A 15,376-nucleotide genomic window follows, 5' to 3' on the forward strand; every position below is an offset into this window, starting at 1 on the left:
GCCGCTCAGACCAAGATCATCAAGAAGCTCTCCGGTGGTATCCGTACCGCTCTGGCTCAGTACCGTGAACTGGCGGCATTCGCCCAGTTCGCTTCTGACCTGGACGAAGCCACCCGTAAGCAGCTCGAGCACGGTCAACGTGTTACCGAGTTGATGAAGCAGAAGCAATACGCTCCGATGTCCATCGCGGACATGGCGCTGTCGCTGTATGCCGCTGAGCGTGGGTTCCTGACCGACATTGAAATCGCCAAGATCGGTAGCTTCGAACAAGCGCTGATTGCCTACTTCAACCGTGATCACGCCGAACTGATGGCCAAGATCAATGTGAAGGGTGACTTCAACGACGAAATCGACGCTGGTATCAAAGCCGGTATCGAGAAGTTCAAGGCCACCCAAACCTGGTAAGCCGCGGCGGGGGCTTTGGCCCCCGCTTGCTAACCTGATAGGTGATACATGGCAGGCGCAAAAGAGATTCGCAGTAAGATTGCGAGCATCAAAAGCACGCAAAAGATTACCAGCGCCATGGAAAAAGTGGCGGTCAGCAAAATGCGCAAGGCTCAAATGCGCATGGCTGCTAGCCGTCCTTATGCGGAGCGTATCCGCCAGGTGATCGGTCATCTGGCCAACGCCAACCCGGAGTACCGCCACCCCTTCATGATCGAGCGCCCTGTAAAGCGTGCCGGTTATATCGTGGTGAGCAGTGACCGTGGTCTGTGCGGTGGCTTGAACACCAACCTGTTCAAGGCCTTGGTCAAGGACATGAACGTCAACCGCGAACAGGGCGTGGAAATCGACCTGTGCGTGATCGGCAGCAAAGGTGCGACTTTCTTCCGCATCTTTGGCGGCAACGTCGTAGCAGCGATCAGCCACCTGGGCGAAGAGCCATCGATCAATGATCTGATCGGCTCCGTCAAAGTGATGCTGGACGCCTACCTGGACGGCCGTATCGATCGCCTCTCCGTGGTGTCGAACAAGTTCGTCAATACCATGACCCAAACTCCGACGGTCGAGCAGTTGGTACCGTTGGTGGCAACCCCGGATCAGGAACTCAAGCACCACTGGGATTACCTGTACGAACCCGACGCCAAAGAGCTGCTGGACGGCTTGATGGTGCGTTACGTGGAGTCGCAGGTGTACCAGGCGGTGGTCGAGAACAACGCTGCTGAACAAGCAGCCCGGATGATCGCCATGAAGAACGCCACAGACAACGCCGGTGACCTGATCAGCGAACTCCAGCTGATCTACAACAAGGCGCGTCAGGCTGCGATCACCCAGGAGATCTCGGAAATCGTCGGCGGCGCTGCCGCGGTTTAACGGTTCAAATATTCAGAGGATCCAGCTATGAGTAGCGGACGTATCGTGCAAATCATCGGCGCCGTCATCGACGTGGAATTCCCACGTGACGGCGTACCGAGTGTTTACAACGCGCTGAAAGTGGAAGGCGCGGAAACCACTCTGGAAGTTCAGCAGCAGCTGGGCGACGGCGTGGTTCGTACTATTGCGATGGGCTCGACCGAAGGCTTGAAGCGCGGTCTGAACGTCATCGACAGCGGCGCGGCCATTTCCGTCCCGGTCGGTAAAGCGACCCTGGGCCGTATCATGGACGTGCTCGGCAACCCGATCGACGAAGCTGGCCCGATCGGTGAAGAAGAGCGTTGGGGCATTCACCGCGACGCACCTTCCTTCGCTGACCAGGCAGGCGGCAACGACCTGCTGGAAACCGGCATCAAGGTTATCGACCTGGTTTGCCCGTTCGCCAAGGGTGGTAAGGTGGGTCTGTTCGGTGGTGCCGGCGTCGGCAAGACCGTAAACATGATGGAACTGATCCGTAACATCGCCATCGAGCACAGCGGTTATTCCGTGTTCGCTGGTGTGGGTGAGCGTACTCGTGAGGGTAACGACTTCTACCACGAGATGAAGGACTCCAACGTTCTCGACAAAGTAGCCTTGGTCTACGGTCAGATGAACGAGCCACCAGGAAACCGTCTGCGCGTAGCGCTGACCGGCCTGACCATGGCTGAGAAGTTCCGTGACGAAGGTAACGACGTTCTGCTGTTCGTCGACAACATCTATCGTTACACCCTGGCCGGTACCGAAGTATCCGCACTGCTGGGCCGTATGCCTTCGGCAGTAGGTTACCAGCCGACCCTGGCTGAAGAGATGGGCGTTCTGCAAGAGCGCATCACCTCCACCAAGGAAGGTTCGATCACCTCGATCCAGGCCGTATACGTACCTGCGGACGACTTGACCGACCCGTCGCCAGCGACCACCTTCGCCCACTTGGACGCCACCGTCGTTCTGTCCCGTGACATCGCCTCCCTGGGTATCTACCCAGCGGTCGACCCACTGGACTCGACTTCGCGCCAGCTGGACCCGAACGTCATCGGCAACGAGCACTACGAAACCGCTCGCGGTGTTCAGTACGTGCTGCAGCGTTACAAAGAGCTGAAGGACATCATTGCGATCCTGGGTATGGACGAACTGTCCGAATCCGACAAGCAGCTGGTATCCCGCGCTCGTAAGATTCAGCGCTTCCTGTCCCAGCCGTTCTTCGTGGCAGAAGTCTTCACTGGTTCCCCAGGTAAATACGTTTCCCTGAAAGACACCATTGCTGGCTTCAGCGGCATCCTCAAAGGTGACTACGACCACCTGCCAGAACAAGCGTTCTACATGGTCGGCAGCATCGAAGAAGCCGTCGAGAAAGCCAAGAAACTGTAATCCCGGCGCCCCGAGAGGGGCGCTAATCAGGTTGAGGCAAGCAGATGGCTATGACAGTCCATTGCGATATCGTCAGCGCGGAAGGAGAGATTTTCTCCGGTCTGGTCGAGATGGTGGTTGCGCACGGTAACCTGGGTGATCTTGGTATCGCTCCAGGCCACGCGCCGCTGATCACCAATCTGAAGCCAGGTCCGATCACGCTGACCAAGCAGGGTGGCGCCCAAGAGGTGTATTACATCTCTGGTGGTTTCCTCGAGGTTCAGCCGAACATGGTCAAGGTGCTTGCCGATACCGTGCAACGTGCTACAGACCTGGATGAAGCTCAGGCACAGGAAGCCCTCAAGGCTGCCGAGAATGCCCTGAGTCTGAAAGGCGCGGACTTCGATTACGGCGCCGCCGCCGCACGTCTGGCCGAGGCCGCAGCTCAGCTGCGTACCGTCCAGCAAATGCGCAAAGGCAAGTAATCGGCCCCGGCTGATCACTGCTGTTGCGATTGAGTAAAAGGGTAGCCTCGGCTACCCTTTTTCTTTTTCCGAATTCCCCTCTCGGTCATTTTTCTGACCGCCCAGGATTGGTAGCCAGTCAATGTCACTCGATATCGTTATTCTCGCCGCCGGCCAAGGTACCCGCATGCGCTCGGCGCTGCCCAAGGTGCTGCATCCGGTGGCCGGCAACTCCATGCTCGGTCATGTTATCCACAGCGCACGGCAGCTTGAGCCTCAAGGCATTCACGTAGTGATTGGCCATGGTGCGGAGCAGGTGCGTGAGCGCCTGGCAGCCGACGATCTGAATTTCGTTATGCAGGACAAGCAACTGGGTACCGGGCATGCCGTTGCCCAAGCCCTGCCGGCGATCACAGCCGACACGGTACTGGTGTTGTATGGGGACGTACCGCTGATTGAAGTGGAAACCCTGCAACGCCTGCTGGCGAAGGCCACAGACCAGCAGCTGGGCTTGCTCACCGTTAACCTGCAAGACCCGACCGGTTACGGGCGCATTGTGCGTGATGCCCAAGGCAAGGTGACTGCGATCGTCGAGCACAAGGACGCCAGCGATGCGCAGAAGGCGATCAAAGAAGGCAATACCGGTATTCTGGCCCTGCCAGCCGCTCGTCTTGCCGACTGGATGGGACGGTTGTCGAACAACAACGCCCAAGGCGAATACTACCTGACCGACGTCATCGCCATGGCGGTCGCTGATGGCCTCGTGGTGGCTACCGAGCAACCGCACGACCCCATGGAAGTGCAAGGTGCCAACGACCGGCGCCAGCTGTCCGAACTCGAGCGCCACTATCAATTGCGCGAAGGCCGTCGACTGATGGCCCAGGGCGTGACCCTGCGTGACCCGGCTCGCTTCGACGTGCGTGGTGAAGTGACCGTTGGCCGCGATGTGCTGATCGACATCAACGTCATCCTCGAAGGCAAGGTCGTGATCGAGGACGATGTTCAGATTGGCCCTAACTGCGTGATCAAGGACAGCACCCTGCGCAAAGGCGTGGTGGTCAAGGCCAACAGCCATATCGAAGGCGCCGTGATGGGCGAGGGTAGCGATGCTGGCCCGTTCGCGCGTCTGCGCCCAGGCAGCGTGCTGGATGCCAAGGCCCATGTGGGTAACTTTGTCGAGCTTAAGAATGCCCACCTGGGTGAAAGCGCCAAGGCGGGTCATTTGAGCTATCTGGGTGATGCCGAGATCGGTGCACGAACCAACATCGGAGCCGGCACCATCACGTGCAACTACGATGGCGCCAACAAGTTCAAGACCGTGATGGGCGAGGATGTATTCATCGGTTCCAACAACTCGTTGGTTGCGCCTGTGGATATCAAGGCGGGGGCCACGACCGCGGCGGGTTCGACGATTACCCAGACCGTCGAGGCTGGCCAACTTGCCGTGGGACGTGCGCGTCAACGCAACATCGATGGCTGGAAGCGGCCGGAGAAGATTAAGAAGAGCTGATTATCCACAGCTGTTTCGATCAAAAGCCGACTTATGTGGATAAGTCGGCTTTTTTGTGGCTGCATAAATGACATCAGAGGGGGGCGCGGTGGTCGGCGCTCGAAAACCAAGGCCGCAATCATTTATCCACAAGCCAGTATTTTTTCGGATTGGCAGCCTTGACGAATCCTCTTCGATAGGTTTTGATTGCAATCATTATCTTTCGAATCGAAACTTAAGCGCCCATGTCGAAACGAAACACCCCCCAGCGCCGTCACAACATCCTGGCCATGCTCAGTGAGCAAGGCGAGGTCAGTGTGGACGCATTGGCCAAGCGCTTTGAAACCTCGGAAGTCACTATTCGCAAGGACCTCGCTGCCCTTGAGGCCAATGGCTTGCTGCTGCGTCGCTACGGCGGCGCGGTACCGGTTCCGCAGGAAATGCTTGGTGAAACTGCGCAGCCGGTGTCGGCTTATAAGAAAGCCATCGCCCGTGCTGCCGTCGGCCGTATTCGTGAACACGCTCGGATCATCATCGACAGTGGCAGTACCACCGCCGCGATGATCCCGGAGCTCGGTCGCCAGCCAGGCCTGGTGGTGATGACCAACTCGTTGAACGTGGCCCGCGCCATCAGCGAGCTTGAGCATGAACCGGTGCTGCTGATGACCGGCGGCACCTGGGACCCGCATTCCGAGTCTTTCCAGGGCCAGGTCGCCGAGCAGGTACTGCGCTCATACGATTTCGACCAGTTGTTCATCGGCGCCGATGGCATCGACCTCAACCGCGGTACCACGACGTTCAATGAGCTGCTGGGCCTGAGCCGAGTCATGGCCGAGGTGGCCCGCGAGGTGATCGTGATGGTCGAATCGGACAAGGTCGGGCGCAAGATCCCTAATCTTGAACTGCCCTGGGGCAGTGTCAGCACCCTCATTACAGACGAACGCCTGCCAGCTGTGGCACGCGAACAGATTCAAGCCCGCGGCGTCAACCTGATCTGCGCCGCGATCAGCCAGGAGAAATAATCATGTGTGGAATCGTTGGCGCCGTCGCCGAACGCAACATCACCGCCATTCTCATCGAAGGCCTGAAGCGGCTTGAGTACCGCGGGTACGATAGCGCTGGCCTTGCTGTTTATACCCAGCAGGGTGAACTGCAGCGCCGACGCCGCATCGGCAAAGTGGCTGAACTGGAAGCTGCCAACACTGCCGACCCGTTGATCGGCCAGTTGGGCATTGCACACACCCGTTGGGCCACCCACGGCGCGCCGACCGAAGGCAATGCCCACCCGCATTTCTCGGGTGAAGAAGTGGCGGTTGTACACAACGGTATCATCGAGAACCATGAAGAGCTGCGCGAGGAGCTCAAAGGCCTGGGTTATGTGTTCAATTCGCAAACCGATACCGAGGTCATCGTCCACCTGATCCACCACACCCTCAAGGCCATCCCGGACTTGGCGGATGCACTGAAGTCTGCGGTCAAGCGCCTGCATGGGGCCTATGGCCTGGCACTGATCAGCGTGAAACAACCTGATCGCCTGGTTGCTGCGCGCAGTGGCAGCCCCTTGGTAATTGGCCTCGGCCATGGTGAGAATTTCCTGGCGTCCGACCAGTTGGCGCTGCGCCAGGTCACTGACCGCTTCATGTACCTGGAAGAGGGCGACATCGCCGAGATCCGCCGTGACCAGGTCAAGGTCTGGGACCAGGCCGGCAACGCGGTACAGCGCGAAACCGTGCAGTATCACGAAGGCGCCGAAGCCGCCGACAAGGGCGCATACCGCCACTTCATGCTCAAGGAGATTCACGAGCAGCCAAGCGTGGTCCAGCGCACGCTGGAAGGCCGCCTGGGCAAGGACCATGTGCTGGTCCAGGCCTTTGGCCCACAGGCCGCGGAGCTGTTCGCCAAGGTGCGCAACGTGCAGATCGTAGCCTGTGGTACCAGCTACCACGCCGGTATGGTTGCCCGTTATTGGCTGGAAAGCCTGGCCGGTATCCCTTGCCAGGTCGAAGTCGCCAGTGAGTTCCGCTACCGCAAGGTGGTGGTCCAGCCAGACACCCTGTTCGTTTCGATTTCCCAATCTGGCGAAACTGCCGACACCCTCGCGGCCCTGCGTAATGCCAAGGAACTGGGCTTCCTCGGCAGCCTGGCCATCTGCAACGTGGGTATCAGCTCGCTGGTACGCGAATCCGACCTGACCCTGCTGACACTGGCAGGCCCGGAAATCGGCGTGGCATCGACTAAGGCGTTCACGACCCAGCTGGTATCGCTGATGCTGCTGACCCTGGCCCTGGGCCAGGTGCGTGGCACCCTCGAGGCTGGTGTGGAAGCGGAGCTGGTCGAAGAGCTGCGTCGCCTCCCGGCACGCCTGGGCGAAGCCCTGGCTATGGACCACACCGTCGAAAAGATCGCCGAGCTGTTCGCCGACAAGCACCACACGCTGTTCCTGGGCCGGGGTGCGCAGTACCCGGTAGCGATGGAGGGTGCGCTCAAGCTCAAAGAGATTTCCTACATCCACGCCGAAGCGTACCCGGCAGGTGAGCTCAAGCATGGCCCGCTGGCGCTTGTGGATAACGACATGCCGGTGGTGACTGTGGCGCCGAACAACGAGCTGCTGGAGAAGCTCAAGTCGAACCTGCAGGAAGTCCGCGCCCGGGGTGGTGAGCTGGTGGTGTTCGCCGATGAGCACGCCGGTATGAGCAACGGCGAAGGTACTCATGTGATCAAGGTGCCGCACATCGCTGACGCACTGGCACCGATCCTGTACACCATCCCGCTGCAGTTGCTGTCGTATTACGTGGCGGTGCTCAAGGGTACGGATGTCGACCAACCGCGTAACCTGGCTAAGTCGGTGACGGTGGAATGAGGGCGGCAGCGACCGACAATTTTTTACTGCCGTTGAGTTAAAACTGTCTTCGAAGATTCAAACTGTCGCCGGTAGAGGGAAACGCCCACCTCCCTCTACCGGCGGCTCACCCGTCCTCAGCGTCATGCTCCTGATTCAGCCTGATGAGTATTCTCAGTCATGCTGTATTAGGCAGCCCCCTGATGATTTACACCAATTCCCGCAAACACTCTTCAGTTCACTGAATTCACAGTGGCAACCCCAGTGGGGAGGCGGTTGTTGCGGAGTGTCGAACCTCAGATCTGCATCGCCATCCCATCCACGTTCATCGCCGCCTGGCGCAAGGCCTCGGAGCGGGTGGGGTGCGGGTGGCAGGTGAGGGCGATGTCTTCAGCAGAGGCGGAGAACTCCATTGCCACGCAGAATTCGCCGATCATCTCGCTGACGCTTGGGCCGACCAGATGCACGCCCAATACCTCATCGGTGTTGGCATCGGCGATGACTTTGGCGAAGCCTTCGGTTTCATGGTTGATCTTCGCGCGGCTGTTGGCGGTGAAGGGGAACTTGCCCACTTTGTAGGCGCGGCCTTCTGCCTTGAGCTGCTCTTCGGTCTTGCCGACGCTGGCCAACTCGGGGCGGGTATAGATCACCCCGGGGATCAGGTTGTAATTGACCTCGTGGGGTTTGCCGGCGATGCGCTCGATGCAGGCGACGGCTTCATCTTCGGCCTTGTGCGCCAGCATCGGGCCGGAGGTGACGTCGCCAATCACCCACACCCCCGGCACCGAGGTGCGATGGTGCTCGTTGGTGAGCATGCCGCGTTTATCGGTTCGCAGCCCGACGCTTTCCAGATTCAGGCCTTGGGTATAAGGACGACGGCCGATGGCAACCAGCACGTAGTCGGCTTGCAGCGTTTCTGCAGTACCGCCTGCGGCGGGCTCCAGCGTCAGGCTCACGCCGTCGGGTGAGGCCGTCGCTTGGGTCACCTTGCTGCCGAGCTTGAAGGCCATGCCTTGCTTGGCCAGTGCCTTTTGCAGGGTCTTTGCCGTTTCCTCATCAGTACCGGGGCAGATGCGGTCCAGGTATTCGATGACGGTGACCTGGCTGCCCAGGCGGCGCCACACCGAACCCAGCTCCAGGCCGATCACACCAGCGCCGATCACGATCAGGTGCTTGGGCACCTCGGGGAGGGCCAGGGCGCCCGTGGAGTCGATGATGCGTTGGTTATCGATAGTCACGCCGGGCAGGGGAGTGGGCTCGGAGCCGGTAGCGATGACGATGTCCTTGGCCTGCAACGCGGTCTCGCTGCCGTCCTCGGCTTTGACGATAACCTTGCCGGCGCCATCCAGGCGGCCCCAGCCTTTGATCCACTCGACCTTGTTCTTGCGAAACAGGTACTCGATGCCCTTGGTCAGGCCAGTCACGCTCTCGTCCTTCTGTTTCATCATCTGGGCGAGGTTCAGGGTTGGCTTCACCTCGATGCCCAGGTGGGCAAACTCGTCACCGCTGGCGGCCTCATACAATTCGGAGGCATGCAGCAATGCCTTGGACGGCATGCAGCCCACATTGAGGCAGGTGCCGCCAAGGGTCGAGCGGCCTTCCACACAGGCGACACTCAAGCCCAGTTGCCCAGCACGAATCGCCGCGTTGTAGCCGCCGGGGCCACCGCCGATGATCACCACGTCATAGGATTTCATGGGTTTCTACTCCAGATGAGGAAGCGCGAGAGGGACACAAGGTTAAGCTGAGAACGACAAATTGTATACAATCTGAAATATTCATAGATCAGTTAGTTGTAGACCTTGGTCTCGTTCAGCGGAAATTTCGCACGGTTGAACTACCCTGTTTCGGTGGTGTTCGAAATTTCATGTATCGAGCCCAGAAGGAGGGTCGTTCATGCTTGCGCAACTTCCGCCGGCGCTGCAGAGCCTGCACTTGCCACTTCGTCTGAAGCTGTGGGACGGCAACCAGTTCGACCTGGGGCCCAGTCCGCAGGTCACTATCCTGGTCAAGGAGCCTCAGCTGATCGCCCAGCTGACCCATCCAAGCATGCACCAGCTGGGTGCTGCTTTCGTGGAAGGCAAGCTGGAGTTGGAGGGCGACATCGGGGAAGCCATTCGGGTGTGCGATGAGCTGAGCGAGGCCTTGCTGACGGAGGACGATAAGGCACCGCCACCACGTGTGGCTCACGACAAGCGCACAGACGCCGAGTCCATCTCCTACCACTACGACGTGTCCAACGCGTTCTATCAACTCTGGCTCGATCAGGACATGGCGTATTCGTGTGCCTACTTCCGTGAGCCGGACAATACCCTCGATCAGGCACAGCAGGACAAGTTTGACCATCTGTGCCGCAAGCTGCGGCTGCAGGCCGATGACTACCTGCTGGATGTCGGCTGCGGTTGGGGTGGGCTGTCACGCTTCGCCGCACGCGAGTACGGTGCCAAGGTGTTCGGCATCACCTTGAGCAAGGAACAGCTCAAGCTGGCGCGGCAGCGCGTCAAGGCAGAGGGCCTGGCTGACAAGGTCGAGCTGCAGATCCTCGACTACCGCGACCTCCCTCAGGATGGCCGCTTCGACAAGGTCGTCAGCGTCGGCATGTTCGAGCATGTCGGGCACGCCAACCTGGCGCTGTACAGCCAGAAACTGTTCGGCGCTGTGCGCGAGGGTGGCCTGGTGATGAACCATGGCATCACCGCCAAGCACGTCGATGGTCGTCCGGTGGGGCGAGGGGCGGGTGAATTCATCGACCATTATGTGTTCCCCAACGGTGAGCTGCCGCACCTGTCGATGATCAGCGCGAGCCTGTGTGCTGCGGGGCTGGAGGTCGTCGATGTCGAGAGCTTGCGCATGCATTACGCCAAGACCTTGCACCATTGGAGCGATAACCTGGAGAACCAGCTGCACAAGGCTGCTGCACTGGTACCGGAAAAAACCCTGCGCATTTGGCGCCTGTATCTCGCTGGCTGCGCCTATGCATTCCAGAAGGGCTGGATAAACCTGCACCAGATCCTTGCCGTCAAGCCTTACGCCGATGGGCATCATGACCTGCCCTGGACACGTGAAGACTTGTATCGCTGATTCACCCGGGGCGCGCTTCAGGCGGCCCCGGTCACCCATCAGAGGATCGGTGAAATCAACCGCGCTACACGCATCCCCAGCTGTTGAAGACGGTGGGTTTTGCTGCTGTCCTCAGGTGTAATTTCCCTGGCCTGCTCGAAGTCGGTGGTCAACATCTTCTCTACCTGATCGGCGAAATCCCGATCCACTGTCAGCAGGGTGATTTCGAAGTTCAGCCGGAATGAGCGGTTGTCCAGGTTGGCACTACCAATAGCACTGACCTCATCGTCCACCAACACCACCTTCTGATGAAGGAATCCTGGCTGATAGCGGTACATGCGTACCCCCGCCCGCACCGCCTCGAAGGCGAACAAACTGGAGGCGGCGTAAACGACCCGATGGTCGGGACGAGCTGGGATCAGGATGCGCACATCCACGCCGCGCAGCACGGCCAGGCGCAGCGCGGCGAACACGGCCTCGTCGGGAATGAAGTAGGGGCTTGTGATCCACACGCGGCGAGTCGCGGAATGGATGGCTTCGATGAAAAACAGCGCGCAGGTCTCTTGCGGATCTGCCGGCCCGCTGGCCAGCGCCTGGCAAAGCACACCGTTGTCCGGATAGGTGTCGGGCAGGATCAGTGGCGGTAGCTGGCGCGTTGCCCAGTACCAGTCTTCGGCGAAGGACTCCTGTAGGCAAGCCAGCACCGGGCCGCCGATCTGTACATGGGTATCACGCCAGGGCGAGAGGTGAGGGTTGCCGCCCAGGTATTCATCACCGACGTTGTGCCCGCCGATGAAGCCGGTAACCCCATCGACCACGACAATCTTGCGGTGGTTACGGAAGTTCACCTGGAAGCGATTGAACCAGCCGCGGCGGGTGGCGAAGGCGTGGGTCTGCACCCCACCGTCTCTGAGGCTCTGGCTATAGCTGGCGGGCAAGGCATGGCTGCCAACCCTGTCATACAGCACGAACACCTTCACGCCCTCGGCCGCTTTGCGCAGCAACAGTTGCTGCAGCGCTTTGCCGATGGTGTCGTTGTGGATGATGAAGAACTGTACCAACACCACTTCTCGTGCTTGTTCGATAGCAGCGAAGATGGCGTCGAAGGTGGCTTGGCCATCGATCAGCAGCTTTACTTGGTTATTGGCCAGGCACGGCATTCGCCCAAGTTTTGGCATGGCACGCAAGGCGGTGTAGCTCTGCGACTCCCGAGCTGTGAGCGCTTCCTCTACCCAAGGCCGCCAGTTGAGGTTGGCCATGGCCACGTGCATTTCCTGGTTGGCCTGGCGCCGAGCCTTGATGTAGGCGTTGAAGGAGCGGGCACCGAACACCAGGTAGGGAATGAGTGTGAAGTAGGGAATGAAGAACAGCGACATGGCCCAGGCAATGGCCCCTTGGGCCGTACGCACGGTAAACACCGCATGCAGCGCGGCGATTATGCCAAGCAAGTGAACGAGCCCGAGCACATAGCCGAAGAAGTAGGGGCTGTGGTAATCCATACGCATCCTGCTTGGCAAATACACAGCAGATAACAGAACACTTCCAGGGCCGCCTTGCAACCTGAAAGCGGATTTGCCGTCTAAGCCTGTGCCCGGCCATTGAGTCGGTTCTTTTGAGGAGCGTTCGTCCATGAAGATTCGTCTGCCACTGCTGGCCCTGGCTTTTGGCCTGGCCAGCCCACTTGTACATGCGCAGATGTTGCAGCCTGGCCTGTGGGAGCTCACCACCAGCAACATGCAGGTCGACGGTAAGCCATTGCCGGATATGCAGTTCATGCTCGGCCAACTGAAGAACCTGCCGCCCGAGCAGAGGGCCATGATGGAAGGGGCACTGGCCAAGCAGGGCATCGCGGTAGCAGGCAATGGCGTGCGTTCATGCCTGACGCCGGAGCAGGTGAAAACCAACGATATTCCCTTGCAGGACCCTCAGTCAGGCTGCACGCAAAAGATTACCGAGCGGAACGGCAATGTCTGGAAGTTTCAGTTCAGCTGCCCCAAAGCCCAAGGTGCCGGCCAGGCAACCTTCCTTAGTGACAAGGAGTTCACTACCCAAGTCAACGGGACATTCAATGCGTCGGGTGTGCAACAGCGCGGCAGTATGAATACCCGGGCGGTATGGTTGGGCAATGACTGTGGAACAGTAAAGCCGCGCACCTGACGGGCTGCCCCTTGCCAATCCTTGGCGGCTACTGCGTCGTGGGCATGCAGGCTTCTGCATGTACCACGCGCAGTTCGGTACCGGCTGGGTTCGGTGAATTGTCCTCAGCACTAGCAGGTCGGCCTATAAGCCAAGCGAACTGATAGTTCCACGTGGAACATTCCATTCCAATCCTGGCAGCCACGCTTATCGCTTACCCCTTCATGCCGCGAATGGTGGGCTGAGGAGCGCCTGCCTTCTCTATAAGAGACCGATGATGCCCACCCAGGCCATTGGCGCGATGTGTATCTGCGCGGAAATCGCTAGCGTCGGGCTAGATCAGCGTCAATGTCAGGCAAACGAACGATCACTGGCAGCCACCGACCAGGCTGCAACGCAGACTGAAACGTTCGCCGTTGGAGCTGGAAACGCGGGTCAGGGAGGTCCAACCAACTCGGCGGCTATAGCCAACCCAGGCTTCACCATCGCTGGCCAGGCCGGTGAAGAATGTCAGCGCTCCATAGCGGCTGTTGGTTTGCGCCCATACGCGGTGCGTCGCACTATCGAAGCCGCGTAGGTAGATGTGGCTGCCCTCGGTACGCACGCTGTAGTAACTGCCAGTGGCGTCTTTACAGGCCACCAGCGTCGCGCTCCTCGTGCATGACGCCTGCGCGTTCTGCTGAGGTATCGCAAGCAACGGTGTTGGCGCAGCGAGCAGCAATAACAGTACTGCGGGTGACAGGTTCATTTTCCTTCCCGGGTAACCGTCCGACGAGAACGGCTTGGCGAAATTGTATTGTTACTTTATAACGTTGTGCAATGCATCGTTTCGAATGCGTCCGCCTGTAGAGGATCCGCCATGACCAATCGACTTCCTGTCACTGTACTTTCCGGCTTTTTGGGTGCCGGTAAAAGCACCTTGCTCAACCATGTGCTGCGTAATCGCGACAACCTGCGTGTCGCCGTCATCGTCAATGACATGAGCGAAATCAACATTGATGCCAGTGAGGTCCAGCGTAATGTCAGCCTAAACCGGGCGGAAGAAAAGCTGGTTGAGATGAGCAACGGCTGCATCTGCTGCACCCTGCGCGAGGACCTGTTGGAGGAAGTCGCACGGTTGGCGGATGAAGGCCGGTTCGATTATCTGCTGATCGAGTCGACGGGCATCTCCGAGCCGCTGCCCGTTGCAGAGACGTTCACCTTCCGCGATGAGCAGGGCCGTAGCCTTAGCGACATGGCACGGTTGGACACCATGGTGACGGTTGTCGACGGCTTGAACTTCCTGCGCGATTACCAGGCCGCCGATAGCCTGGCCAGCCGTGGTGAAACCTTGGGCGATGACGATGAGCGTTCCATCAGCGACCTGTTGATCGAACAGGTGGAGTTCGCGGATGTGCTGCTGCTGAGCAAGATCGACCTGATCAGCCAGCATGAGCGCGAGGAGCTCATCGCGATTTTGCGCAGCCTCAATGCCCGAGCGAAGATTTTGCCGATGGTCATGGGCCAAGTGCCGCTGGCACAGATCCTGGATACCGGCCTTTTCGATTTCGAACAGGCTGCGCAGGCACCTGGATGGCTTCAGGAATTGCGCGGTGAGCATGTGCCAGAAACCGAGGAATACGGCATTGCCGCTACCACCTGGCAAGCTCGCAGGCCGCTGCACCCGCAACGCTTTTTTGATTTCATCCACAAGCAATGGACCAATGGCCGGCTACTGCGCTCCAAAGGCTTTTTCTGGCTGGCCAGCAGGTTTCAGGAGGCCGGCAGCTGGTCGCAGGCTGGCGGCATGATGCGCTATGGGTTGGCCGGCCGGTGGTGGCGATTCGTGCCGAAAGAACATTGGCCGCAGGACGAACAGAGCTCTGCAGAAATTCTCAAACACTGGGTGCCTGAGAGTGGCGACTGCCGCCAGGAACTGGTGTTCATTGGGCAGAACATCGACTTCGTCCAGTTATCCACAGACCTGGATGCCTGTTTGTTGACCGATGATGAAATGGAAATGGGCCAGGCGGCCTGGCGGGACTTGCCGGATCCCTTCGGGCCCTGGCACGCCGAGGAGGCAGCATGACGCCCGCGGCTCAGCGTGTGGATATCCGCCAAGTCCATGGTGAATCGCCTCGGGTGCTCACCGACATTCTGCAAGACGGTGTCAACCTGGCAGTCTGGCAGCGACGCTTGCCTGCCCAGGTTGAAGACTTCGCGGCATTGGTAGTCAGCCTCGGCCAACCGTTCGCGGACCAGCGGGTCGTCGATGTGAATGAGCATGAGCCGCCAGTGCTACCAGATTTGTTGCGGGAAGCGGCCGATCTGCAGGGCTATGAGAGTTTCGTTGCGGATGTGTGCTGGCTGGTTTCGGCATATACATGTCTGGTGGGTGCCCGGCGCGTCGGTCTGCGCCTGCGGGTGCTGCACAATGCGATGTGCCCGCGCTTCCATGTGGATAACGTGCCTGTGCGCCTGCTCACGACCTATGTGGGCTGCGGCAGCGAATGGCTGCCCGAAGGTGCCATCGAACGAGCGGGGTTGCAGCTCGCACCGGCACCTGTGGATAACATCCAGCGGTTGCAAGCGGGTGATGTCGCGCTGCTGAAGGGCGAAAAATGGTCAGGCAACGAAGGAGCAGGCCTGATCCATCGCTCGCCCGCTGGCCCTGGCACGCGCTTGTTGCTCAGCCTTGACTGGTTGGCGTGA

Annotated in this window: 13 protein-coding genes and 1 pseudogene; 11 read left to right on the plus strand and 3 right to left on the minus strand. The window is 59.5% G+C overall.

The features are described from left to right. From ACIPZH_RS20865 to glmS, 7 genes and pseudogenes are all read left to right on the plus strand, one after another. A pseudogene (locus tag ACIPZH_RS20865) lies at positions 1-405 on the plus strand (F0F1 ATP synthase subunit alpha); the annotation flags it as partial. Between the two features lie 48 nt (positions 406-453). Next, positions 454-1,314, plus strand: a complete 861-nt coding sequence (atpG, locus tag ACIPZH_RS20870; protein WP_012316947.1) for a F0F1 ATP synthase subunit gamma — start codon at positions 454-456, stop codon at positions 1,312-1,314. 27 nt (positions 1,315-1,341) lie between these two features. Continuing rightward, positions 1,342-2,718 (plus strand): F0F1 ATP synthase subunit beta, encoded by a 1,377-nt coding sequence (gene atpD, locus ACIPZH_RS20875; protein ID WP_012316946.1) that lies wholly within the window; start codon positions 1,342-1,344, stop codon positions 2,716-2,718. 44 nt (positions 2,719-2,762) lie between these two features. Then, positions 2,763-3,182 carry a F0F1 ATP synthase subunit epsilon gene (locus tag ACIPZH_RS20880; protein WP_012316945.1) on the plus strand — a complete coding sequence of 140 codons (420 nt, stop codon included), beginning with the start codon at positions 2,763-2,765 and terminating at the stop codon, positions 3,180-3,182. Between the two features lie 121 nt (positions 3,183-3,303). Further along, positions 3,304-4,671, plus strand: a complete 1,368-nt coding sequence (gene glmU, locus ACIPZH_RS20885) for a bifunctional UDP-N-acetylglucosamine diphosphorylase/glucosamine-1-phosphate N-acetyltransferase GlmU (RefSeq protein WP_400637656.1) — start codon at positions 3,304-3,306, stop codon at positions 4,669-4,671. A gap of 224 nt (positions 4,672-4,895) precedes the next feature. Beyond that, a complete protein-coding gene (locus ACIPZH_RS20890) occupies positions 4,896-5,672 on the plus strand; it encodes a DeoR/GlpR family DNA-binding transcription regulator (RefSeq protein WP_241806852.1) in 777 nt (258 codons plus the stop codon). Between the two features lie 2 nt (positions 5,673-5,674). Then, the gene (gene glmS / locus ACIPZH_RS20895; RefSeq protein WP_349975562.1) at positions 5,675-7,510 is read left to right on the plus strand and encodes a glutamine--fructose-6-phosphate transaminase (isomerizing); all 1,836 of its coding nucleotides are present in this window, start codon (positions 5,675-5,677) and stop codon (positions 7,508-7,510) included. Between the two features lie 275 nt (positions 7,511-7,785). On the opposite strand, the gene lpdA is transcribed toward glmS, so the two are convergent. Next, positions 7,786-9,186, minus strand: a complete 1,401-nt coding sequence (gene lpdA / locus ACIPZH_RS20900; RefSeq protein WP_400637658.1) for a dihydrolipoyl dehydrogenase — start codon at positions 9,184-9,186, stop codon at positions 7,786-7,788. A 199-nt stretch (positions 9,187-9,385) separates the two neighbouring features. Here lpdA and cfaB point away from each other — a divergent pair, with 199 nt between their 5' ends. Next, on the plus strand, positions 9,386-10,570 hold the full coding sequence (gene cfaB, locus ACIPZH_RS20905; protein WP_400637660.1) for a C17 cyclopropane fatty acid synthase CfaB: 1,185 nt from the start codon (positions 9,386-9,388) through the stop codon (positions 10,568-10,570). Positions 10,571-10,608: 38 nt separating this feature from the next. On the opposite strand, the gene cls is transcribed toward cfaB, so the two are convergent. Beyond that, positions 10,609-12,048 carry a cardiolipin synthase gene (cls, locus tag ACIPZH_RS20910; protein WP_349975557.1) on the minus strand — a complete coding sequence of 480 codons (1,440 nt, stop codon included), beginning with the start codon at positions 12,046-12,048 and terminating at the stop codon, positions 10,609-10,611. 130 nt (positions 12,049-12,178) lie between these two features. Here cls and ACIPZH_RS20915 point away from each other — a divergent pair, with 130 nt between their 5' ends. Beyond that, complete coding sequence (locus ACIPZH_RS20915) at positions 12,179-12,706, plus strand: DUF3617 domain-containing protein (RefSeq protein ID WP_400637662.1); 528 nt, start codon at positions 12,179-12,181, stop codon at positions 12,704-12,706. A 346-nt stretch (positions 12,707-13,052) separates the two neighbouring features. Here the strand turns inward: ACIPZH_RS20915 and ACIPZH_RS20920 are convergent, their stop codons facing one another. Next, on the minus strand, positions 13,053-13,433 hold the full coding sequence (locus ACIPZH_RS20920; protein ID WP_349975555.1) for a glutamine synthetase: 381 nt from the start codon (positions 13,431-13,433) through the stop codon (positions 13,053-13,055). Between the two features lie 111 nt (positions 13,434-13,544). Between ACIPZH_RS20920 and zigA the strand changes: the two genes are divergently transcribed. After that, positions 13,545-14,753: a zinc metallochaperone GTPase ZigA gene (zigA, locus tag ACIPZH_RS20925; RefSeq protein WP_267819724.1), complete on the plus strand. Its 1,209-nt coding sequence runs from the start codon at positions 13,545-13,547 to the stop codon at positions 14,751-14,753. Next, a complete protein-coding gene (locus ACIPZH_RS20930; protein WP_400637663.1) occupies positions 14,750-15,376 on the plus strand; it encodes a DUF1826 domain-containing protein in 627 nt (208 codons plus the stop codon). The genes zigA and ACIPZH_RS20930 overlap by 4 nt, the downstream gene beginning before the upstream one ends.

The organism is Pseudomonas sp. NPDC089758 (genome assembly GCF_044748705.1).
GTDB classification, from domain to species: Bacteria; Pseudomonadota; Gammaproteobacteria; order Pseudomonadales; family Pseudomonadaceae; genus Aquipseudomonas; species Aquipseudomonas putida_X.